The organism is Rhizobium sp. NPDC092011 (assembly GCF_044756305.1).
GTDB lineage: Bacteria > Pseudomonadota > Alphaproteobacteria > Rhizobiales > Rhizobiaceae > Rhizobium.
This window is the reverse complement of the sequence record NZ_JBIVSO010000006.1, coordinates 154,424-174,074: the sequence shown is the minus strand read 5'-3', so window position 1 is coordinate 174,074 and position 19,651 is coordinate 154,424. Positions and strand designations below refer to the sequence as shown.

General features: G+C 60.1%; 18 protein-coding genes. 6 read left to right on the top strand and 12 right to left on the bottom strand.

Annotated features, from left to right (window positions below):
• Positions 1-18 precede the first annotated feature (18 nt).
• Positions 19-411, bottom strand: coding sequence for a PRC-barrel domain-containing protein (locus ACIQJ2_RS23630; RefSeq protein WP_199148907.1), 393 nt, complete (start codon positions 409-411; stop codon positions 19-21).
• 348 nt (positions 412-759) lie between these two features.
• On the opposite strand from ACIQJ2_RS23630, the gene ACIQJ2_RS23625 reads away from it, so the two are divergent.
• On the top strand, positions 760-2,457 hold the full coding sequence (locus ACIQJ2_RS23625; protein ID WP_400673153.1) for a long-chain fatty acid--CoA ligase: 1,698 nt from the start codon (positions 760-762) through the stop codon (positions 2,455-2,457).
• A gap of 173 nt (positions 2,458-2,630) precedes the next feature.
• The gene (pgi, locus tag ACIQJ2_RS23620) at positions 2,631-4,256 is read left to right on the top strand and encodes a glucose-6-phosphate isomerase (RefSeq protein ID WP_400746608.1); all 1,626 of its coding nucleotides are present in this window, start codon (positions 2,631-2,633) and stop codon (positions 4,254-4,256) included.
• A gap of 77 nt (positions 4,257-4,333) precedes the next feature.
• Here pgi and ACIQJ2_RS23615 read toward each other — a convergent pair whose 3' ends face one another.
• From ACIQJ2_RS23615 to ACIQJ2_RS23605, 3 genes are all read right to left on the bottom strand, one after another.
• Positions 4,334-5,260 (bottom strand): carbohydrate kinase, encoded by a 927-nt coding sequence (locus ACIQJ2_RS23615; protein ID WP_400673158.1) that lies wholly within the window; start codon positions 5,258-5,260, stop codon positions 4,334-4,336.
• Between the two features lie 77 nt (positions 5,261-5,337).
• Positions 5,338-6,036, bottom strand: a complete 699-nt coding sequence (locus tag ACIQJ2_RS23610; protein ID WP_400673160.1) for an orotate phosphoribosyltransferase — start codon at positions 6,034-6,036, stop codon at positions 5,338-5,340.
• A 125-nt stretch (positions 6,037-6,161) separates the two neighbouring features.
• The gene (locus ACIQJ2_RS23605) at positions 6,162-6,812 is read right to left on the bottom strand and encodes a TetR/AcrR family transcriptional regulator (protein ID WP_199148911.1); all 651 of its coding nucleotides are present in this window, start codon (positions 6,810-6,812) and stop codon (positions 6,162-6,164) included.
• 99 nt (positions 6,813-6,911) lie between these two features.
• On the opposite strand from ACIQJ2_RS23605, the gene ACIQJ2_RS23600 reads away from it, so the two are divergent.
• Positions 6,912-7,742, top strand: a complete 831-nt coding sequence (locus ACIQJ2_RS23600) for an NAD(P)H-binding protein (protein ID WP_400673163.1) — start codon at positions 6,912-6,914, stop codon at positions 7,740-7,742.
• On the top strand, positions 7,739-8,218 hold the full coding sequence (locus tag ACIQJ2_RS23595) for a DUF1772 domain-containing protein (protein ID WP_400673165.1): 480 nt from the start codon (positions 7,739-7,741) through the stop codon (positions 8,216-8,218). Before ACIQJ2_RS23600 ends, ACIQJ2_RS23595 begins: the two co-directional genes overlap by 4 nt.
• 147 nt (positions 8,219-8,365) lie before the next feature.
• Here the strand turns inward: ACIQJ2_RS23595 and ACIQJ2_RS23590 are convergent, their stop codons facing one another.
• The 6 genes from ACIQJ2_RS23590 to ACIQJ2_RS23565 all read right to left on the bottom strand — a co-directional run bounded on the left by ACIQJ2_RS23590 (position 8,366) and on the right by ACIQJ2_RS23565 (position 14,576).
• Positions 8,366-9,517, bottom strand: coding sequence for a GGDEF domain-containing protein (locus ACIQJ2_RS23590; protein WP_199148914.1), 1,152 nt, complete (start codon positions 9,515-9,517; stop codon positions 8,366-8,368).
• A gap of 199 nt (positions 9,518-9,716) precedes the next feature.
• Positions 9,717-10,757 (bottom strand): dihydroorotase, encoded by a 1,041-nt coding sequence (gene pyrC / locus ACIQJ2_RS23585; RefSeq protein WP_400673168.1) that lies wholly within the window; start codon positions 10,755-10,757, stop codon positions 9,717-9,719.
• Positions 10,758-10,899: 142 nt separating this feature from the next.
• Entirely contained in the window at positions 10,900-11,532 is a 633-nt protein-coding gene (locus ACIQJ2_RS23580; RefSeq protein WP_400673171.1) for a nucleoside triphosphate hydrolase, read from the bottom strand.
• Positions 11,529-12,338, bottom strand: a complete 810-nt coding sequence (locus ACIQJ2_RS23575) for an ATP-binding cassette domain-containing protein (RefSeq protein WP_199092780.1) — start codon at positions 12,336-12,338, stop codon at positions 11,529-11,531. The genes ACIQJ2_RS23580 and ACIQJ2_RS23575 overlap by 4 nt, the downstream gene beginning before the upstream one ends.
• Positions 12,314-13,378, bottom strand: a complete 1,065-nt coding sequence (locus ACIQJ2_RS23570) for an ABC transporter permease (RefSeq protein ID WP_199148918.1) — start codon at positions 13,376-13,378, stop codon at positions 12,314-12,316. The genes ACIQJ2_RS23575 and ACIQJ2_RS23570 overlap by 25 nt, the downstream gene beginning before the upstream one ends.
• 172 nt (positions 13,379-13,550) lie before the next feature.
• A complete protein-coding gene (locus ACIQJ2_RS23565; RefSeq protein WP_199148919.1) occupies positions 13,551-14,576 on the bottom strand; it encodes a sugar ABC transporter substrate-binding protein in 1,026 nt (341 codons plus the stop codon).
• Positions 14,577-14,823: 247 nt separating this feature from the next.
• On the opposite strand from ACIQJ2_RS23565, the gene ACIQJ2_RS23560 reads away from it, so the two are divergent.
• The gene (locus ACIQJ2_RS23560) at positions 14,824-16,071 is read left to right on the top strand and encodes an ROK family protein (RefSeq protein ID WP_400673174.1); all 1,248 of its coding nucleotides are present in this window, start codon (positions 14,824-14,826) and stop codon (positions 16,069-16,071) included.
• Positions 16,055-16,489, top strand: coding sequence for an RbsD/FucU family protein (locus ACIQJ2_RS23555; protein ID WP_400673176.1), 435 nt, complete (start codon positions 16,055-16,057; stop codon positions 16,487-16,489). Before ACIQJ2_RS23560 ends, ACIQJ2_RS23555 begins: the two co-directional genes overlap by 17 nt.
• Positions 16,490-16,624: 135 nt before the next feature.
• Here ACIQJ2_RS23555 and ACIQJ2_RS23550 read toward each other — a convergent pair whose 3' ends face one another.
• A complete protein-coding gene (locus tag ACIQJ2_RS23550; RefSeq protein ID WP_199148922.1) occupies positions 16,625-17,662 on the bottom strand; it encodes a 4-hydroxyproline epimerase in 1,038 nt (345 codons plus the stop codon).
• Between the two features lie 277 nt (positions 17,663-17,939).
• Positions 17,940-19,232 (bottom strand): alpha/beta hydrolase, encoded by a 1,293-nt coding sequence (locus ACIQJ2_RS23545; protein ID WP_199148933.1) that lies wholly within the window; start codon positions 19,230-19,232, stop codon positions 17,940-17,942.
• Positions 19,233-19,651 lie beyond the last annotated feature (419 nt).

Genomic DNA, 19,651 nt, shown 5'->3' with positions numbered 1-19,651 from the left:
TCGGCTCCGTCAACGCGCTCACATCCAATAAGGGGGCACACCAAAATAATCGTGGCTCTTATGGCCATGATCCTTGTGGTCGTGTTCATCCTTGCTGGCGAAGCGGCGCGCCTTTTCGATGTCGTTCTTGGTCATGCTGACACGATAGCCGTCGATGCGAGCGTCATAACGCAGCTTTTCCCAAGGCAACCGGTAGTGATCCTGACCGATGCCGAAAAAGCCACCGAAGCTCAAAATGACGAAAGCGATGCGTCCATCGCTCTTCTCGAGCATCAGACGTTCAATATGACCAATCTGCTTGCCGTCCGAACCGAATACCCTGGATCCTTCGACGCGGTCACAGGCAACCAGCATCGACATGTCCTTGATGTAAAGGTCACGGCCCGAAAGATCGGCACTCTCTTTATGCATGTGCGCACCTCCTTTTGGATACGCTTCACATAAACTTTGGAGCGTCCGATCTGCTCTTTCAGGCAGCACGATGCTCCGATGGGTTTACGCCCACGGGAGCATTAACGCTCCGTTATGGTAAAAGTTCCAGCATTTTTTTCAAAACTGTAAAAAAACGTGAGTGCGTGAGGATTATTGACGTTTACGTCAAGGTTATTGTAGCTTTCGAAGCGCTTGAATGATTTAGTTGAGAGCGACAGTTGCGGCACTGTGAAAAGCGGGAGACTTTTCGGTCGCGCGATGACACTCTACCTAACCGCCGTTGAACATGGCGGGGCGTGGTGATGATGCGTAAAGGAGGAAGTGCGCATGAATTCAATCTCCGCTCCTTCGGATAGACCGCAGATCAAGAAGATCTGGCTGGCCTCCTATCCGGATATCGTACCGGCAGAACTGCCGCCGCTGGAGCATGCATCACTCGTCGAATTGCTGGAGGAGAGCTGCGCGCGTTACGCCGACCGCCTCGCCTTCACCAGCATGGGCAAATCGATTACCTATCGCGATCTCGATACGCAAACGCGCAAGATCGCCGCCTGGCTGCAGAGCCTCGGCCTCAAGAAGGGCGACCGTGTCGCCGTGATGATGCCGAACGTGCTGCAAAATCCCGTTACCACCTATGGCATCATTCGCGCCGGCCTCGTGGTCGTCAACGTCAACCCGCTCTACACGCCGCGCGAGCTCGAGCACCAGCTGCGCGACTGCGGCGCCAAGGCGATCTTCGTACTGGAAAACTTCGCCCATACGGTGGAGCAGGTGCTGGCGCATACGGATGTACGCCATGTGGTCGTCACCGCACTCGGCGATATGCTCGGTATAAAAGGTCATATCGTCAACTTCATCGTCCGCAAGGTGAAGAAGCTGGTGCCGGCCTGGTCCATCCCCGGCCACCGCAATTTCAAGGCGGTGATCGCCGAGGGCGCGCGCCTGCCGCTGAAACCAGCCGAACTCGCGGGCAGCGACATCGCCTTCCTGCAATATACCGGCGGCACGACCGGCGTCGCCAAGGGCGCGATCCTCACCCATTCAAACCTGCTCGCCAACCAGCTGCAATTGCTGCTGTGGCTGCAGTCCGCCTACATCAACAAGCCGCGGCCCGAGCAACTGACCTTTGTCTGCGCGCTGCCGCTCTATCACATCTTCGCGCTGACCGTGAATTCGCTGATGGGCATGTCGCTCGGCGGCCACAACGTGCTGCTTGCCAACCCGCGCGACATACCGGGTTTCATCAAGGAGCTGGGCAAATACAAGTTCGACATGTTCCCAGGCCTGAACACACTGTTCAATGCCCTGATGAACAATCCCGAATTCCCCAAGCTCGACCTTTCCAACACGGCGACGCTTGCCGGCGGCATGGCGGTGCAGCGGCCGGTTGCCGAACGCTGGCAGAAGATGACGGGGGCCTGGATTACCGAAGGCTACGGGCTTTCCGAGACTTCACCCGTTGCCAGCGCCAACCGCTTCGATAGTTCCGAGTTCTCCGGCACGATCGGCCTGCCGATCACGGGCACTGAATTCGACATTCGCGACGAAAACGGTAACTCCTTGCCGCTTGGCGAAGTCGGGGAAATCTGCATCCGTGGGCCGCAGGTCATGGCGGGTTACTGGAAGCAGCCGGCCGAGACGGCGCGCGTGATGACATCGGACGGCTTCTTCCGCAGCGGCGACATGGGCTTCATGGACGAGCGCGGCTATACCAAGATCGTCGACCGCAAGAAGGACATGATCCTGGTTTCGGGCTTCAACGTCTACCCGAACGAAATCGAAGAGGTCGCCATGATGCACCCGGGCGTTCTGGAGGCGGCGGCGATCGGCGTGCCCGATCCGCATTCCGGCGAAGCGGTGAAGCTCTTCATCGTCAAGAAGGATCCCGCCTTGACCGAGGCTGACGTGAAGGCCCATTGCGCCGAAAACCTGACGAACTACAAGCGCCCGCGCTTTATCGAATTCCGCACCGAACTGCCGAAATCGAATGTCGGCAAGATCCTGCGCAAGGAGTTGCGCGGCTGACATAATCCCATGCCATTCAAGGGGCCGCTCACCTTCATCGGCGAGCGGCCTTTTTTCGTTTTGGACGATAGGTGAACTTGATTTACGCCCTACATAGGGAATAGTTTCCGCGACCAAACTCAAAGCGCCTGGCCGGGTCTGACGGCTTGTGACGCGAACGCAAGGAGCCTCCCATGAACGCCCTCGTCGATCAACTGAAGAGCACCGCATCGGCAACGAAGGCCACGGACATCCGCGCCGCCTTTGCCGCCGATCCCAAGCGCTTCTCCCACTTCAGCGCCTCCTTCGACGATCTGCTGATGGACTACTCCAAAACGGCGGTGAATGACCAGATCCTCGGCCTGCTGGAGAAGCTTGCAACCGAGGGCGGCGTCGCGGCCAAGCGCGAGGAAATGTTCTCGGGCGTCGCCATCAACTTCACCGAAAATCGTGCCGTGCTGCATACCGCGCTGCGTAACCGCTCCAATACGCCTGTGCTGGTCGACGGCAAGGATGTGATGCCTGACGTCAATGCCGTGCTGGCCGCCATGGGCAAGTTTGCCGACGGCATCCGCTCCGGCGCGCTCAAAGGCTCCACGGGCAAGGCGATCACCGATGTCATCAATATCGGCATCGGCGGCTCCGATCTTGGCCCCGTCATGGCGACGCTGGCGCTGGCACCTTTCCACGACGGCCCGCGCTCGCATTTCGTTTCCAACATCGACAGCGCCCACATCGCCGACATTCTGAAGCTCGTTAAGCCGGAAACGACGCTCTTCATTGTCGCGTCGAAGACCTTCACGACGATCGAAACGATGACCAATGCCCAGACGGCGCGCAAGTTCATCGCCGACGCGCTCGGCGAAGCTGCCGTGCAGCATCATTTCGCCGCCGTCTCGACGGCGCTCGACAAGGTTGCCGCCTTCGGCATCGACAGCGAGCGCGTCTTCGGCTTCTGGGATTGGGTCGGCGGTCGCTACTCGATCTGGTCGGCTATCGGCCTGCCGCTGATGATCGCCATCGGTCCGGAAAACTTCGGCAAGTTCCTCGACGGCGCGCATGCGATGGACAACCATTTCCGCAAGGCACCGTTCAAGGAAAACCTGCCGATGCTGCTTGGCACCATCGGCTTCTATCATCGCAATGTGCTCGGCTATCCGACGCGCGCAATCCTGCCCTATGACCAGCGCCTGTCGCGCTTCCCGGCCTATCTGCAGCAGCTCGACATGGAATCGAACGGCAAGGGCGTCACCATCGACGGCACGCCGGTCGAAGGCAATTCCGGCCCGGTCGTCTGGGGCGAGCCCGGCACCAACGGCCAGCACGCCTTCTATCAGCTCATCCACCAGGGCACGAGCGTCATCCCGGCCGAATTCATGATCGCCGCCAACGGCTTCGAGCCGAACCTGCGTCACCAGCACCAGCTGCTGATGGCCAATTGCCTTGCACAGTCGGAAGCCCTGATGAAGGGCCGCACCTTCGAAGAAGCCAAGGCTCAGCTCACTTCCAAGGGCATGGACGACAAAAAGGCCGATTTCATCGCGCCGCATCGCGTCTTCACCGGCAACCGTCCGTCCATCACCTTCGTCTACGACAAGCTGACGCCCTATGCGCTTGGCCGCCTGATCGCCCTCTACGAACACCGCGTCTTCGTCGAAGGCGTGCTCTTCCGCATCAACTCCTTCGACCAGTGGGGTGTCGAACTCGGCAAGGAATTGGCAACGGGCCTGCTCCCGGTCATCGAAGGCAAGGAAAGCGCTGCCGGCCACGATTCCTCGACGCAGGGGTTGGTGGCTGCGCTGGCAAGCCGCGCGAAGTAACTTCGCCATCAGAAACAAAAAGCCCGCCTGAGACATCAGGCGGGCTTTTTATTGGAAGCGCTGAAAGTCGACGGAGCTTAGAGCCCGATTTCATGCGCCCAGGGCGGATTTGCGCCGGCGCGGGAGACTGTCACGGCCGCGGCCTTGGCGCCCAGAGCAAGCGCATCGTGCAACGCCTTCTCGTTTAGCGAAGCCACCTGCGCCTTGGTCAGCAGATTGTTCATCTTCAGCGACGCCAGAATGCCGGCGTCGAAGGTGTCGCCCGCACCGACCGTATCAACGACGGTAACGCGCTCGCTCGGCACCGAGATCTTCAGCGATTTGGTATAGCCGGTCGCGCCTTCCGCACCCTTGGTGATAACGACGAGCTTGGCGCCCTGTCCCAGCCAATGCGCGGCAAGCTCATCATGATTGCCTGCGATGCCGAACCATTCCAGATCCTCATCCGAGAATTTGAGAATGTCGGACATGGCTGCCATCCGGTTGATGCGGCCCATATGAGCGGCCTTATCCTTGATGAAGCCCGGGCGGATGTTCGGGTCGAGCGAGATGACACGGCTCTGATGCTCGCGCTTCATCAGCGCCTCATAGGTCGCGCCGCAGGGATCGGGGATCAGGCTGATCGCGCCGAAATGCAGGGCCTCGCAATCGTCGCCGAGCGTCGGAAGATCCGCCTCGGTAATCATGCGGCCAGCCGTACCTTCATCGTAGAAGGCATAGGTCGCCTGGCCGTTGACGAGCTTGACGAAGGCGATCGTGCTCGGCCGCGGCGTGATGGCACAATAGCTGTAATCGACTTTCGAGGCGGACAGGGTTTCGCGTAGGATTTCGCCCATCATGTCATCGGCAATGCCGGTGAAGAAGCCAGCGGGAACACCGAGACGGCCAAGAGCGATCGCGGTGTTGAAGATCGCGCCGCCGGCATAGGGCGCAAAACCCTTTTCACCCAGCGTCGTATCCCGCGGCAACATGTCGATCAAAGCTTCGCCACAGCACAAAATCATTCCGGCCTCCCAAAGAGCGCGTCTGTCTTATCCAGTTACATAAATCGATTAGATAGATTCACTGCAAAAGCAAAGCGTCAGTTTGTGGGCAGCTCCGAAATACCGCCGTTGCGGCCCGACCAGGCGAGCGGCGCATTGAGGAAAGCCTCGACTTCGCCGAGCGTCTTGTCGTCGAACAACTTCTGCTCCTTGGCGACGGCAAGCACATCACGCCAGGTAGCGAGATGCTGAAGGCGGACCTTTTTATTGGCAAAGCGTTCCAAGGCCTCGGGGAAGATGCCGTAGTAGAACAGCGCCATGCCATGATCGACGATGCCGCCGGCTGCGCGAATGGCATCGACGAAGGTGAACATGCTGCCGCCGGCCGTTGTCAGATCCTCGATGACGAGCACGCGCGCGCCGTCTTTCATATCGCCTTCGATCTGGGCATTGCGGCCGTGGCCCTTCGGCTGCTTGCGCACGTAGATCATCGGCAGGTTCAAGCGCTCGGCCAGGAAGGCGGCAAAGGGGATGCCGGCCGTCTCGCCGCCGGCCACGCAGTCGAACTGCTCGAAGCCGACATTGCGAACGATGGTGCTGGCGGCAAAGTCCATGACCGTCGAGCGGATGCGCGGATAGGAGATCAGCTTGCGGCAATCGATATAGACCGGGCTCGCCATGCCGGAGGCGAATTTGTAGGGCTTGTCGGCGCTGAAATGGACCGCCTTGATCTCCCAAAGCATCTTTGCCACCAGCTCGGCCATGACGGCGCGATCGGTAAATGTCATCTGGGTCATGCGGGGCCTCCTTCGCAGCGCTAATGTTCCAGCGGCAATAGCAGCAAGCGGCCCGGGTTTCCAGACGAATAGACGCTTTTGCTAACATCCGGCAGCGTCCCGCTGATGCCTGCAGCCCAATAGCCTTATCGATCAATGCCGAGGTCGGCGGGGAGCATGGCCTTGAACAGCGCGATCACCTTGTCGCCCTCCTCTCTTTCGATCGAGATCGCATAGCGGACGGCGGCGGCAACCAGCTGCATCGTCAGGCGGGCGGTCCTTGCCAGCTCGGAGTGGTCACGCTCCGGCCAGAGACGTTCGAGAACCGTCAGGAAGGCCTGGGAATGCCATTCCATATCCTCGGCATCGACCTGTTGTAGCAACTTGTCGGCATGGGTGGCGTGCCAGATGTCGCGCATGACGGGCTCATCGAGAAACATTGCATAATATCCATCGACGATTCGACCCAGCGCGCCCTGGAGCTGGTCGCGGCTCTTGATCGCCACCAGCTCGTCCTCGACGCATTGCCGTCCCTGGTCATTATAGCGTTCGGCCAGTACGCGGATGATCGCCGTCTTGTCCGGGAAATATTGATAAAGCGAGCCGAAGGATACTCCCGCCTTTTCAACGATCTCGCCCATACGCAGCGCATCGCTGCCGTTCTTCACGATCAATTCCGACGCCACCGAAAGAATCAAATCCACGCGTTCTCGGCCACGTTGCTGGCTGGGTACGCGCCTCGGCGTGCCCGCCGCCTCCTTGCTGCGCCTGCGTCTCGCGATCGGTTCCTGTGTCATGTCATTCCCTGTCTGTGGCCGTTGACAAGCAATATAAGAGAGTTTATCACATTTCGCAAATGAGAGAATTTATCACATTTTATCCTGGAGGAGTTTGAAATGCAGAACTCGACTGTTGCCATCATCGGCGGATTGGGAAAGACCGGCAGCCGCGTCGCAGAGCTGCTTGAGGCCCGCGGCATTACGGTTCGCGCCGCTTCCCGCTCGACGACACCCAGCTTCGATTGGCAGGATCGCAACACCTGGCATCAGGCGCTGGAAGGTGTTTCCGCCGCCTATGTCACATTCCAGCCGGACCTCGCCGTCGCTTGGGCAGCGGAAGCGATTGCTGCCTTTGCCGCGGCGGCCATCGACGCCGGTGTGAAGCATATCGTCCTGCTTTCCGGCCGCGGCGAGGATGGGGCCGTTCTGAGCGAGGCAAGACTGAAGGCAGCCGGCGTGGACTACACCGTGCTGCGCGCCAGCTGGTTCAACCAGAATTTCAGCGAGGGCGCCTTTATCGACGGCATTCTCCACGGGAAACTCACCTTGCCGGCCGGTGATGTGCCGGAGCCTTTCGTCGATGCCGATGATCTTGCCGATGCGGCCGTCGAATGCCTTACCAATCCGCGCCACCGCAACCGGACGTACGAGATGACCGGCCCCCGCGCCCTGACATTTCGCCAGGCGGTTGCCGAAATCGGCTTGGCATCGGGGAGACATATCGGCTACGAAACGATTCCCATCGATGCCTTCATTACCGAAATGACTGCTTACGGCCTGCCGCAAGAGGCTACCGATCTCCTGCATGAACTGTTCACGCAGGTCCTCGATGGCCGCAACTCGCCCGTCAAGGACGGCATCAGCCAGATCCTCGGCAGGCCGGCAAAAGACTTTTCCGACTATGCCAATCAAACCGCCGCAACCGGCATCTGGAGTATCCGGTCATGACTTTCCCGATTACTTATATCGCGCTTATCATTGCAGCACTTAGCAGCGGCCTGCTCGCGGGCGTCTATTTCGCCTTCTCGACCTTCGTCATGCAGTCGTTCGCTCGCCTCCCCGTCGACCAGGGGATTGCCGCCATGCAATCGATCAACATCACGATCGTGCGTTCGCCCTTCATTGCAGTGTTCATGCTGGCGGCGGCGCTGTCGCTTTTCATCGCTGTCATGGCCATTCTCAACTGGCGGGGCGGCGCGAGCGTGATGATGCTGACGGGCGCTGGGCTCTATATCGTCGCAAGCTTCCTTTCGACGATCGTGTTCAACGTGCCGCTCAACGATGCGCTTGCCAAGGTCGACGGTCATACCGCCGAAGCGGCGCAGCTATGGTCGACCTATCTGAGCGATTGGGTTCAGTGGAACCACGTCCGCACGGTCGCATCTCTGCTGGCCGCCTGTGCGTTTGTAAAAGCTCTGTTCTAAACAGGCCGGAAGAAAGCCATTTGGCCTGACGGACTTGGACGGCTAAAGCGCGTCGCGATCTCTAAGATTCGCTTCATGCGCTTTAGCTCTTTGATTTCGCGCATGTCGTAGCCGCAAAAACCGCTGCACACTTTTGCGCGACATGCTCTAGACAGCGTGCAGATAGGCCGCGACCTCGACACGGTTGCGGCCATTTCTTTTCGCTTCGTATAGCGCCTTGTCGGCGGCGCGGAGAACGTCGTCGAAATCTATGCCCTTGACGGTGCCGGTCGCAACGCCCGCGCTGACGGTGCAGCTCACGGCTTGGTCGTCGACCTCGATCGATCGCGCGGCAAAAGCGTCCCGCACCCGTTCGGCGACCTGCTCGGCCCGGCCGGGCAAGGTATTGTCGAGCACCAGGGCAAATTCTTCGCCACCGAGGCGCGCGACCGTATCCGAGGGGCGCAACCCCGCTGACAATTCCTGGCCGAAAAGCTTGAGCACGAGATCACCGGCCGCATGGCCATGCTGGTCGTTGATCGCCTTGAAACGATCGATGTCGAAGACGATGACGGCCATGGATGGGCCAAACGTGCGCCGACCATAGAGATCGAAGAGCGCGCGACGATTGAGCAATCCTGTCAGGGAATCGGTGATCGCCTCCTGACGATGCAATGCCGCCTGGCGCCATTGATGCAAGGCAAGCGAGAGCGCGCCGATACCCGTCATGCCGGCGATGCAAACGGCGAGGCTGAAATCCTCCGCCCAGTTGTCAGGTGCATGACCGAGCACAAGTTTGCCATCCGCGATGAGCACCGCGGCACAAAGGCCAAAGGAAATTGCGGTCAAAGTATAGAGCGCAGTAATGCCGTAAAGCGGCGTCGGCGCCTCATGCCGGCTCATCCAGTATTCGCGCGCCGTCAGCAGCAGCAACATGCCGATCACGAGGTTATCGCCGATGAAAGCCAAGCCATCATAACCGGCGAGCATTGGCCCAATGGACGCCGTCATACCGGTCAGACAACCAGCCAGGAACCGCCACGCGGAAAGCCGTCGCGTGCGAAACTGGTAGCCGGCTACCCAGATCGTCGAGAAGCCTATGAAAAACAGGACAAATGTCAGGATGGCAAAGATCGGATGAGGCTTGTCGACGTAGTGCCCGTAAATAAAAATACCGCCGACCAGCGGCACCAGGCCGGCAGAACACGTCAACAGAAAGGTATCGGGCCGGCGAGAAAACCAGCTTCCCACCAATGTCACCGCAAGGCAGGACGCGGAGACGCCAAGAGCGAGAAGAAGTGAGTTATAATCAACCAGCATCATGCTCTTTCAACGGTTTCATCATGACCGTAGGGGATCGATGCCACGCTAGTCCTCAAGGGGTATCAAATTGGTTACGGCAATTAATAAAGAAAATACATTTCAGCAAAATATACGTGTCATTTAACGGCAAAACACGAATACTTTACCGCCAATACTGGACGAAATTCATCAATACTTATATTAGAAAGTACTTAATTTAAGATTCGACATCCCAATGCAACGGGAACATGGGGTCGAAAACGGTAACCGGGCCAGCTCCCGTCTCGATCTTCGCCGGAAATGTCACAGCCTCGGACCGGCGCACCAGAGTGATGTTGTCGTCATTGACAGGCAGCCCATACCAGGCTGGACCGTTCAGCGATGCAAAGGCTTCGAGCCTGTCGAGTGCGCCCTCTTCCTCGAAGACATGCGCCAGGCAGCTCATGGTATTGATCGAAGTATAGATGCCGGCGCAGCCGCAGGCGCATTCTTTCAGGGGATCGACATGCGGAGCGGAATCCGTGCCAAGGAAGAACCTGGCGTCGCCGCTGGTGGCAGCTGCCCGGAGCGCCAGGCGATGGCTTTCGCGCTTGGCGACGGGCAGGCAATAGTAGTGCGGACGAATGCCGCCGACGAGAATGGCATTGCGGTTGATGATCAGGTGGTGCGTCGTGATCGAACCGGCGAGGTTTGCCTCTGCCGACTTGATGTAGTTCACCCCGTCTGACGTCGTTACGTGCTCCATCGTCACCTTCAGTTCCGGCAGGCGCTGGCGCAAGGGATCGAGCACGGTTTCGATGAACACGGCTTCGCGATCGAAAATATCGACTTCCGGCGTCGTGACCTCACCATGGACGCAGAGCGGCAGGCCGACCTTGGCCATGCGTTCCAGCACCGGCATGGCCTTGTTGAGATCGCGCACGCCACCGTGCGAATTGGTTGTCGCACCCGCCGGATAGAGCTTGAGGGCAGTAATCAGCCCGCTCTTCTTGCCTTCCTCGACATCGTCGGGATCGGTATGCTCGGTGAGATAGAGCGTCATCAGCGGCTGGAACCGGTCGCCTGATGGCAGCGCCTTCATGATCCGTTCGCGATAGGCTGTCGCATCAGCCGTCGTTACCACCGGGGGCACGAGGTTGGGCATGATGATGGCGCGGGCAAAATGCCTGGAGGTATCACCGATCACGCCTTCCAGCATGGCGCCGTCACGCAAGTGCAGATGCCAGTCGTCAGGACGGCGGATGATGAGCTTTTGCATGGGCGCGACCTCTAGAAATATTGGCATGAACCCGCCCGGAACGGCTTCGCCGACTTCGGGATCATGCCTGATGATATCGCGCTTCGATAGCACCAACCAGCATCGCAAAACAATCCGCGACGGCAGTTAAATGATCGTGAGGTCAGTCCTGAACGATATCGATGGTGACGTCTGCCGGGCGGCGATTTTCGAGAATCAGCCGGCCGTTCGGCAAGTCGTTGCCGTAAACCTTGGCACCGGCCGCTTCCTCGTCGAGGTCATAGCCCCGCCAGCGTGCCCAGAGCCGCTCTTCGAGCACTTCCATCGGCGGTGCGAGCATGATCGAAAAGTCGAACATGCCTTCCAGCTCAGCCCACTTCCCCTGGCTGAACAGCAGGTAGTTGCCCTCGATCACAATGAAACGGTGTTCGGGGGACACGATGCGGGCGGATGCGATGGCAAGCTCGCGCGAGCGGTCGAAGACCGGCACCAGCACTTCCTGATCGGCTGCGCGCACGGCTTTGACGATGTCGAGGAAAGCGCGCACATCGAAACTGTCAGGCACGCCCTTGCGCTTCAGAAGGCCCTTTTCGATGAGGACGGCGTTATCCATATGGAAACCGTCCATCGGGAGAACCTCGGCGCTTTCACCTTTGGCATGCAATGCCTTGACGACATTGTCTGCCAGCGTCGATTTGCCGGCGCCCGGTGGACCGGCGATCGCCACCAGGAATCGTTTTACCTTGCCGGCCCGGTCAACGATCTGACCGGCAACATCGTCGAGCGCGACACTCATGCGGCGACATTCTCCACCGGCGGCGCCTTGGCACCGGTCATGAAGGCGACGGCGTCGGACATGGAATAATCCTTGGGATTGATGACGGTCAGGCGTCGTCCAAGGCGGTGGATGTGGATGCGGTCCGCCACTTCGAAGACGTGCGGCATATTGTGCGAGATCAGGACGATCGGCAAGCCGCGTGCACGCACATCAAGGATGAGTTCGAGAACCTTGCGGCTTTCCTTGACGCCGAGGGCGGCCGTCGGTTCGTCCATGATGACGACCTTGGAGCCGAAGGCGGCAGCGCGCGCCACGGCCACACCCTGACGCTGGCCGCCGGAGAGCGTTTCCACCGCCTGGTTGATGTTCTGGATCGTCATCAGGCCAAGTTCGGAGAGCTTGTCGCGGGCGCGCTTTTCCATCGCAGGCCGATCGAGCATGCGGAACACGGAGCCGAGGATGCCGGGTTTGCGGACTTCGCGGCCGAGGAACATGTTGTCGGCGATCGAAAGTGCCGGCGACAGCGCCAGGTTCTGATAGACGGTCTCGATGCCGGCTTCGCGCGCTTCCATCGGCGAGCGGAACTGGACGGTCTTGCCCTCCAGCTTGATCTCGCCCTCGTCGGGAATGACCGCACCGGAAATCGCCTTGATCAGCGAGGATTTTCCGGCGCCGTTGTCGCCGATCACGGCAAGGATTTCGCCGGGGTAGAGATCGAAATCCGCATTGTCGAGGGCGGTCACGCGGCCATAGCGCTTGACAAGACCGCGGGCGGTGAGAATGGGTTCGACGGTCGTGGTCATGCCGATACCTTTCTGATCCATTGATCGATCGCGACGGCGCCGATGATGAGAACGCCGGTCAGAAGCACCTTCCACTGCGGATCCGCTCCAAGCATATTGAGACCCATGGAGACGACACCGACGATCATGGCGCCGAAGAGCGTGCCGAGGATCGAGCCGCGGCCGCCGAAAAGCGAGATGCCGCCGATCACGGTTGCGGTGATTGCCTGAAGATTGAAATCCGTCACAGCGGAAGATGGCGAGACCGAGCCGTTGCGGCCGATGGAGACCCAGGCAGCCAAGCCTGCGATCAGCCCCGACACGCCGTAGACGGCGAGAAGCACCTTCTTCGTCTGGATACCGGCGAGTTTCGCCGCTTCCGGATCGTCGCCGACAGCGTAGACATGCCTGCCCCAGGCGGTGTGGTTGAGCACGTACCAGAGGCCGATGACCAGAAGCACCATGGCAACGACGCCGAGGGTAAGTACGGCGCCGCCAACGCGGAAGCTCATGGCGAACAGATGCAGGAGCGGCGCCTTTTCATCGACATCGGTGTCGCGAATGGTTTCGTTGGCGGAATAGATGAAGTTCGTCGCCATGACGATATTCCACGTGCCAAGCGTCACGATAAACGGCGGCAACTTCATGTTGGCGACGAGGAAGCCATTGAGCAATCCGCAGAGGCCGCCCACGATCAGGCCGGCCACGACAGCGATGGGCGTCGGCAGGCCGTATGTCACGGCGACATTGCCCATGACGACCGAGGAAATGACCATGATGACGCCGATCGAAAGATCGATGCCGGCGGTCAGAATCACCAGCGTTTGCGCCGCGCCGAGAATACCGACGATGGCGATCTGCTGCAGGATGAGCGTCAGCGTATAGGCGGAAAAGAATTTCCCGCCGATGGCGATGCCGAAGATCACGATCGCCAGCACCAGCACGATCAGCGGCACCGCCGCCGGCGTCGAGTGCAGGAAATGCTGCACGCGCTTCAAAAGGGAGACTTTGTTATCCTCGAACGAAGCGACCTTCTTGTCGCTGCCGTCGAGAACACGTTCGAATTCTTGTGCTCCGGACATTTTGTTCCTCCGCCACCGCGCCGGACGCGCGGAAACCGCCGGCTGTTGGAGCCAGCCAGGATCTAGACCCGACCGACATGGCTGTTGCGACTATCTGCTCCCTTTGTGAAGAGCCGCGCCAGCAGGCGCATGACGCGGCTCCCCAAGGGACTATATCACATGTGTGAGGGGCTTAGCCCCAGCACTTTGCGAGACCTTCCTTGGTGTCGATGGACTTGAGGCCGGGAACCGGCTTGTCCGTCACCAGGGAAACGCCGGTATCGAAGAAGGCCTTACCTTCGGTCGGCTTCGGCTTCTCACCGGTGTCCGCGAACTTCTTGATCGCCTCGACGCCGAGGGCTGCCATCATCAACGGATACTGCTGCGCGGTTGCGCCGATGGTGCCGTCCTTGACCGACTTGACACCCGGGCAACCGCCGTCGATCGAAACGATCAACACCTGCTTTTCGAGGCCGACGGCCTTCAGAGCCTGATAAGCGCCGCTTGCTGCCGGTTCGTTGATGGTGTGGATGACGTTGATGCCGGAATCCTTCTGAAGAAGGTTTTCCATGGCCTTGCGGCCGCCTTCTTCATTACCGTTGGTGACGTCATGACCCACGATGCGCGGATCGGTTTCGTCGCCGATCTTGTTCGGATCCTTCGGGTCTATGCCGAAGCCGATCATGAAGCCCTGGTCGCGCAGCACGTCGACGGAAGGCTGCGACGGCGTCAGATCGAGGAAGCCAACCTTGGCATCCTTCACCTTGTCGCCCATGGTTTCCTTGGCCCACTGCCCGACCAGCTTGCCGGCGAGCAGGTTGTCCGTTGCGAAGGTCGCATCAGCGGAATCGGCCGGCTCGAGCGGCGTGTCGAGCGCAATCACGAGCAGGCCGGCGTCGCGTGCCTTTTTGACCGTGGGAACGATGCCCTTGGTATCGGATGCGGTGATCAGGATGCCCTTCGCGCCGTCGGCGATGCAGCTCTCGATCGCGGCGACCTGGCTTTCGCTGTCACCATCGATCTTGCCGGCATAGGACTTCAGCGTTACGCCGAGTTCCTTCGCCTTGGCGGTGGCGCCTTCCTTCATCTTGACGAAGAAGGGATTGGTATCGGTCTTGGTGATGAGGCAGGCGGATACGCCAGCGGCCTTTGCCGGTGCGGCGAAGGCTACGCCGAGCGCCAGAGCGGCGATCGCTGCGGAAATAACAGATTTCTTCATTCAATCCTCCCGATGTTTGAAAAGCCGGACCTTCCCGGCAGCCCCGGGCCCGAACCCGGCTGAAGATGCGCTATGCCTGTCAGATTGTTTCCGTTGGACCTCCTCCAAGGTCATATGAGCATCCTCGACGGCCTATATCTGAGCCTAAAGATTTCGACCTGTCAATAAATAAATCGGATTGAATTATTAATTGGATGTGGCATTCTCGAAAAAAATAGGGCATGGCCATGATGGAAGGAGCAGGCCCATGTCTCTCGTGCACGACCCGGAAGACACACCGACAACACCGGCGATTCTCGACCCCAGCGGGGGCGCGAACCAGCTTGGCGTACGCGCTCACAACGAGCGGCTCGTGCTGTCGCTCGTGCGCCGTCACGATGCGTTGTCGAAGGCCGATATTGCGCGTCGCAGCGGGCTGTCAGCGCAGACCGTTTCCGTCATCATGCGGGCTTTGGAGAAGGATGGACTTCTGTCTCGCGATGCCCCGGTGCGCGGACGGGTCGGCCAACCCTCCATCCCCATGCGGCTCAATCCGGACGCCGTTCTCTCTTTCGGCGTGAAGATCGGGCGACGCAGCGCCGATCTGGTGCTGATGGATTTCGTCGGCGGCATCCGGATGCAACTGCATCAGATCTATCCCTACCCGCTGCCGCAGGACATCATCGCCTTCATCATTGCCGGCGTCAAAGAGCTGGAAGGCCGGCTCAGCGAAGAGCAACGCGGCAAGATCGCCGGAATGGGGGTCGCAGCGCCATTCGAACTCTGGAATTGGGCGGAACAGGTGGGAGCGCCGCCGGGGGCCATGGATGTCTGGCGCGGCTTCGACCTTCGGGCGCAAATCGCCTCTCGCATGCCCTATCCCGTCTTCCTGCAGAATGACGCCACCAGCGCTTGCGGTGCAGAGCTCGTCTTCGGCGTCGGCTCGCATTATCCCGATTTCGTCTATTTCTTCATCGGCTCCTTCATCGGCGGCGGCATCGTCCTCAATTCGTCGATCTTCGTCGGCCGGACAGGAACGGCCGGGGCGCTCGGCCCCCTACCCGTGCGCGGCCGCAATGGCGAAAACCGCCAGCTTCTGGAAATCGCTTCGATCTTCGTGCTCGAAAACCTGCTGCGAGATCATGGTTTCGATCCGCGCCCCCTTTGGTACTCCGCCGATAATTGGGTCGATTTCGGCGAGCCGCTGGAAATCTGGATCCAGGACACGGCAAAAGCATTGGCGCAGGCCATCGTTGCCGCCGCCTCCGTGATCGATTTCAGCGCAGCCGTCATCGACGGCGGCTTCCCCGACTGGGTGCGCGAGCGCGTGGTCCGCGCGACCATGAAGGCGGCAGCGGAGCTGGATCTTCAGGGTGTCGTCATGCCTGATATCGTCGAAGGCGCGGTCGGGCCGCAGGCCCGCGCCATCGGCGGCGCCAGCCTGCCGATCTTCGCGCGCTACCTCATCGACCAGAACGTCCTCTTCAAGGAGATAGAGCATGCTGAAGGGCATTGACCCGCTATTGAGCCCGGATTTGCTGGCGACGCTGCGCGCCATGGGCCATGGCGACGAGATCGCCCTTGTGGACGGCAATTATCCCGGCCTCGAACACGGGCGCCGCCTCGTTCGCCTGGATGGCCATGACGTGATCCGCGTGCTCGATGCGGTGCTCAGCGTGCTTCCGATCGACGATTTCGTGCCGCAGGCGATCTTCCGGGCGACCGTCAAGCAGGATCGCGATGCGGTCGACCCCGTTCATGCTGAGATGATCGAGTGCTGCGCCCGGCATGTGCCCGAGATCAAGGTCGTGCCGCTACTGCCGGCGGAGTTTTACGAGCGGGTGAAACAAGCGCATGCGCTGATACAGACGGGCGAGCCGCGGCTCTATGGGAATATCATTTTACGCAAGGGCGTGATTTATCCGAAGGGATAAAGCCGGTGCGTAGCCAAAGGCCCCTCATCCGGCAGCCTGAGCTTTGTCGAAGGGCAGCCCTTCTCCCCGCATGCGGGGAGAAGGTTAGGGTGAAGGACAGAGCTCTCCAGATAGTCGAGACGGATCGCAGAGCCCTCAAATATCCCCCGCTAAAGGGCCCCAAACGTCGGTCATCGCAAAACCACCCGCCATCGGGTCGAACGGGTCGAGCGCCACCTGACTGAGGCCGAAGGTGAAGCCGCGGCCGGTGATGGTGGGGATGATGGCGCGCTTGCCGGCGACTTCGGTCTCCGCCTGCAGGCCGACTTCGAACTCCGAGCCGATGATCGAGCGGGATTTGAAGACGTCGCCGACCTTGGCCTTGCCGCGCGCATGCAGCGTCGCCAGATTGGCGGAATTGCCGGTGCCGCAGGGCGAGCGGTCGGCGCGGCCGGGCCACATGGTCGTGCAGGTGCGGATGGCGCCATCGGGATCGATGTCGCGGAACATCACATAGGCGACACCCGAGATTGCCGGGATTTCCGGATGAACCACGGTCATCGCCCGATTGATCGCATCCTTGATGACCATGCCGGCCTGGACGAGGGTTGCCGCATTGCCCTTCTCGATCTTTGAGCCGATCTGGCCGACATCGACGAGTGCATAGAAGATGCCGCCATAGCAAAGGTCGAGCTTGATCTTGCCCCATTGCGGCGTGTCGAGCTCGACATCGAGCTCATGAACGAAGGACGGCACCATGGTCAGCCGCACCTTCTCGCAACGGCCGTCGCGGCAGGTCGCCGTGGCACGAACGAGGCCGGCTGCCGTATCGAGCGTGACGACCGTTTCCGGCTCCTTCATCTCGACGATACCGGATTCGAGCAGTGCCGTCGTCACGCAGATGGAATTCGAGCCGGAGCTTGCATGCGCCTGATCGGGCTGCAGAATGATGAAGCCGGCATCGGCATCGGGATGTTTGGCCGGTAGCAGCAGATTGACAGAGCCGATCGGCGCGCCGCGCGGCTCCAGCACGAGGAAGCGGCGCAACTCCTGCCCCTTGGGGTCGGTGTTCAGCCAATGCAGCTGCTCGGCAATGCTGTTTCCCGGGATCTTCGGCACGCCGCCAATGGCAACCTTGCCGATTTCTCCCTCGCAATGAACGTCCAGCAACTGGATCGTACGCTTCCATCTCATCTCATCTACTCCGATCAAACGTATCGCGTCGTGCCGCCATCGACCACCAAGGCAATTGCCTGGCGTTTCGAGACTTGGCTCCTCCCGGCAGCAGCGCGATGCCGGCCAGCTCGGCATTGCTGCCGACGATCATAACCCTACGCTTGTTTTCGCCCATGCCGAAGCCTGCCCGCAAAATGTCACCATGTCCGATATGGTGCGGATCTGTGATATATCAGTTTAAGCAGGCTGGCTATTGGCTTTTGATGATGCTGCGCTCCCGTCGACAATCAGGCCCCTATTGCCGCAATGTCTCGCCGACATTGTTGCCCGTCGCCTCGACACTATCGCCGAGAGAGCCGACCGTATTGCCCGCCGAGGCGCCGACACGGCGCCACTGCTCTCCATAATTCTCACGCGTGCGAGGATCGAAGATGGCGATCGGGGCGCTGACGGCGGCACCGGCGACGCTGCCGACCGTTTGGGCGGCACCCATGGCAACTGCACCGACGGCATCGCCGATGCCGACATCGGAATCGGTGATGACCTGGCCCTCGATCAGCCGTGCTCCGATCAGTTTCACCACTTCCGGACTTTCGGCAAACTTGCCGTGGTTCAGACCGTCACCGGTCTTGAGCTTGGTGAGGTCGAGTACGGTGATCCCCTGCTTTTCCAGTTCGCTACGATAGGGCTCGGCTGCGGGATCGATCTGGCCGAGACGGTCGATATTGCCTGAAATGCGCCGGGAAAGGGAAAGTGCGCGGTCGTCGCGCGAGACGAACAGCGTGAAGTGCGGCTTGTCCTTGCCGAGTGCGGCGAACTGCCGGCCGAAGACGTCGACATCGAGATCGGGCGAAGCCAGAATGACGTTCTTGATCTTCGGGGCGACGCGGCCGTTGCGGATCGCCATCTGCCGCAGCGATTCGACCGCCAGCCAGCTTCCCATCGAATGAGCCATGACGGTGATGTCGCCGACGGCGGGATCGGCGGCAACCCGGCGAAACAGTTCCTCGAGCGAGTCACGAGAATAATTCGTGCTCTCCTTGTCATAGGCATAGTCGAAGATGCTGGCGCGGGACGGCCAGGTGAAGACGATCGGAGCGACATCGGCATGCGAATCGTGAACGATCTGCGCGAAGCGATAGACCGCATCTTCATAGCGGTTGTTGAAACCATGCACGAAGATCAGCACCCGCTTGTTCTTCGGCAGTTCAGCGTGCAGCCAGCCGCGCCCATCCGCTTCCGTCGCAAGAGGTTTAACGCCAATGGTGACGAAATTCTTCAATGGGTTGCCCGGCAAGCGGCTTGGCCACTGCACCTGACCGACCTTGCGATTGGCCTCCGGCGGAATGGAGATGCTGACGGAATCGATCTTCAACCCCGGACCGCGCTCGCCCGAAAAGAGGATCGCGGGATCCTTGTCCGGCAGGCGCGTCGTCGCGACCAACAAATCGACCCTAGACGTTCCGGGAACATTGTCGGCAACCGGCTGCATGACCCCGACGGGACGGCCGCAAGCCGCCAACGACAGCGTCAGAGCAATGGCAACAATTCGGAAAAAGACACTTCCCCGCCGGTCCGAACTCGCCATACGCTGCATCATGCAACCCTTCTTAACCGCCTGATTGTCGGGCCACTCTACGCATCGGCACCCCTGGCGCAAGCACAGAGGCCCGTTCACCACCACATGAAGCAATGCTAATTCGCATCAGCATTGCAAAGGGGCAACGCCTTCATCGAAAAGTGGATGCTAAGGAATACGGAAAATAAAAAAGAGCCCGACGCGGGAGGAGGATGCGTCAGGCTCTTTGATCCGGATTGGCAACTGGGAGGAGGAGTGTTGCCAATCAATGAAGGCGCGCTGGGAGGAGGAGATGCGCTGCCTTCGAGCGGGTAGATATAACGCCGGAATGAGCATGAACAGATCGCTCTTCGCAATGCAGCAATGCACCTGGCGCATTGCTTTTGCCCATCCATGCCGAAAACGCCGCATAGCACCGACAAACCAGG

What these genes read in the sequence shown, in the direction of transcription:
- ACIQJ2_RS23630 (WP_199148907.1), bottom strand. Translation starts at nt 411, where the DNA reads ATGCATAAAGAGAGTGCCGATCTTTCGGGCCGTGACCTTTACATCAAG.
- ACIQJ2_RS23625 (WP_400673153.1), top strand. Translation starts at nt 760, where the DNA reads ATGAATTCAATCTCCGCTCCTTCGGATAGACCGCAGATCAAGAAGATC.
- pgi (WP_400746608.1), top strand. Translation starts at nt 2,631, where the DNA reads ATGAACGCCCTCGTCGATCAACTGAAGAGCACCGCATCGGCAACGAAG.
- ACIQJ2_RS23615 (WP_400673158.1), bottom strand. Translation starts at nt 5,260, where the DNA reads ATGATTTTGTGCTGTGGCGAAGCTTTGATCGACATGTTGCCGCGGGAT.
- ACIQJ2_RS23610 (WP_400673160.1), bottom strand. Translation starts at nt 6,036, where the DNA reads ATGACCCAGATGACATTTACCGATCGCGCCGTCATGGCCGAGCTGGTG.
- ACIQJ2_RS23605 (WP_199148911.1), bottom strand. Translation starts at nt 6,812, where the DNA reads ATGACACAGGAACCGATCGCGAGACGCAGGCGCAGCAAGGAGGCGGCG.
- ACIQJ2_RS23600 (WP_400673163.1), top strand. Translation starts at nt 6,912, where the DNA reads ATGCAGAACTCGACTGTTGCCATCATCGGCGGATTGGGAAAGACCGGC.
- ACIQJ2_RS23595 (WP_400673165.1), top strand. Translation starts at nt 7,739, where the DNA reads ATGACTTTCCCGATTACTTATATCGCGCTTATCATTGCAGCACTTAGC.
- ACIQJ2_RS23590 (WP_199148914.1), bottom strand. Translation starts at nt 9,517, where the DNA reads ATGCTGGTTGATTATAACTCACTTCTTCTCGCTCTTGGCGTCTCCGCG.
- pyrC (WP_400673168.1), bottom strand. Translation starts at nt 10,757, where the DNA reads ATGCAAAAGCTCATCATCCGCCGTCCTGACGACTGGCATCTGCACTTG.
- ACIQJ2_RS23580 (WP_400673171.1), bottom strand. Translation starts at nt 11,532, where the DNA reads ATGAGTGTCGCGCTCGACGATGTTGCCGGTCAGATCGTTGACCGGGCC.
- ACIQJ2_RS23575 (WP_199092780.1), bottom strand. Translation starts at nt 12,338, where the DNA reads ATGGATCAGAAAGGTATCGGCATGACCACGACCGTCGAACCCATTCTC.
- ACIQJ2_RS23570 (WP_199148918.1), bottom strand. Translation starts at nt 13,378, where the DNA reads ATGTCCGGAGCACAAGAATTCGAACGTGTTCTCGACGGCAGCGACAAG.
- ACIQJ2_RS23565 (WP_199148919.1), bottom strand. Translation starts at nt 14,576, where the DNA reads ATGAAGAAATCTGTTATTTCCGCAGCGATCGCCGCTCTGGCGCTCGGC.
- ACIQJ2_RS23560 (WP_400673174.1), top strand. Translation starts at nt 14,824, where the DNA reads ATGTCTCTCGTGCACGACCCGGAAGACACACCGACAACACCGGCGATT.
- ACIQJ2_RS23555 (WP_400673176.1), top strand. Translation starts at nt 16,055, where the DNA reads ATGCTGAAGGGCATTGACCCGCTATTGAGCCCGGATTTGCTGGCGACG.
- ACIQJ2_RS23550 (WP_199148922.1), bottom strand. Translation starts at nt 17,662, where the DNA reads ATGAGATGGAAGCGTACGATCCAGTTGCTGGACGTTCATTGCGAGGGA.
- ACIQJ2_RS23545 (WP_199148933.1), bottom strand. Translation starts at nt 19,232, where the DNA reads ATGGCGAGTTCGGACCGGCGGGGAAGTGTCTTTTTCCGAATTGTTGCC.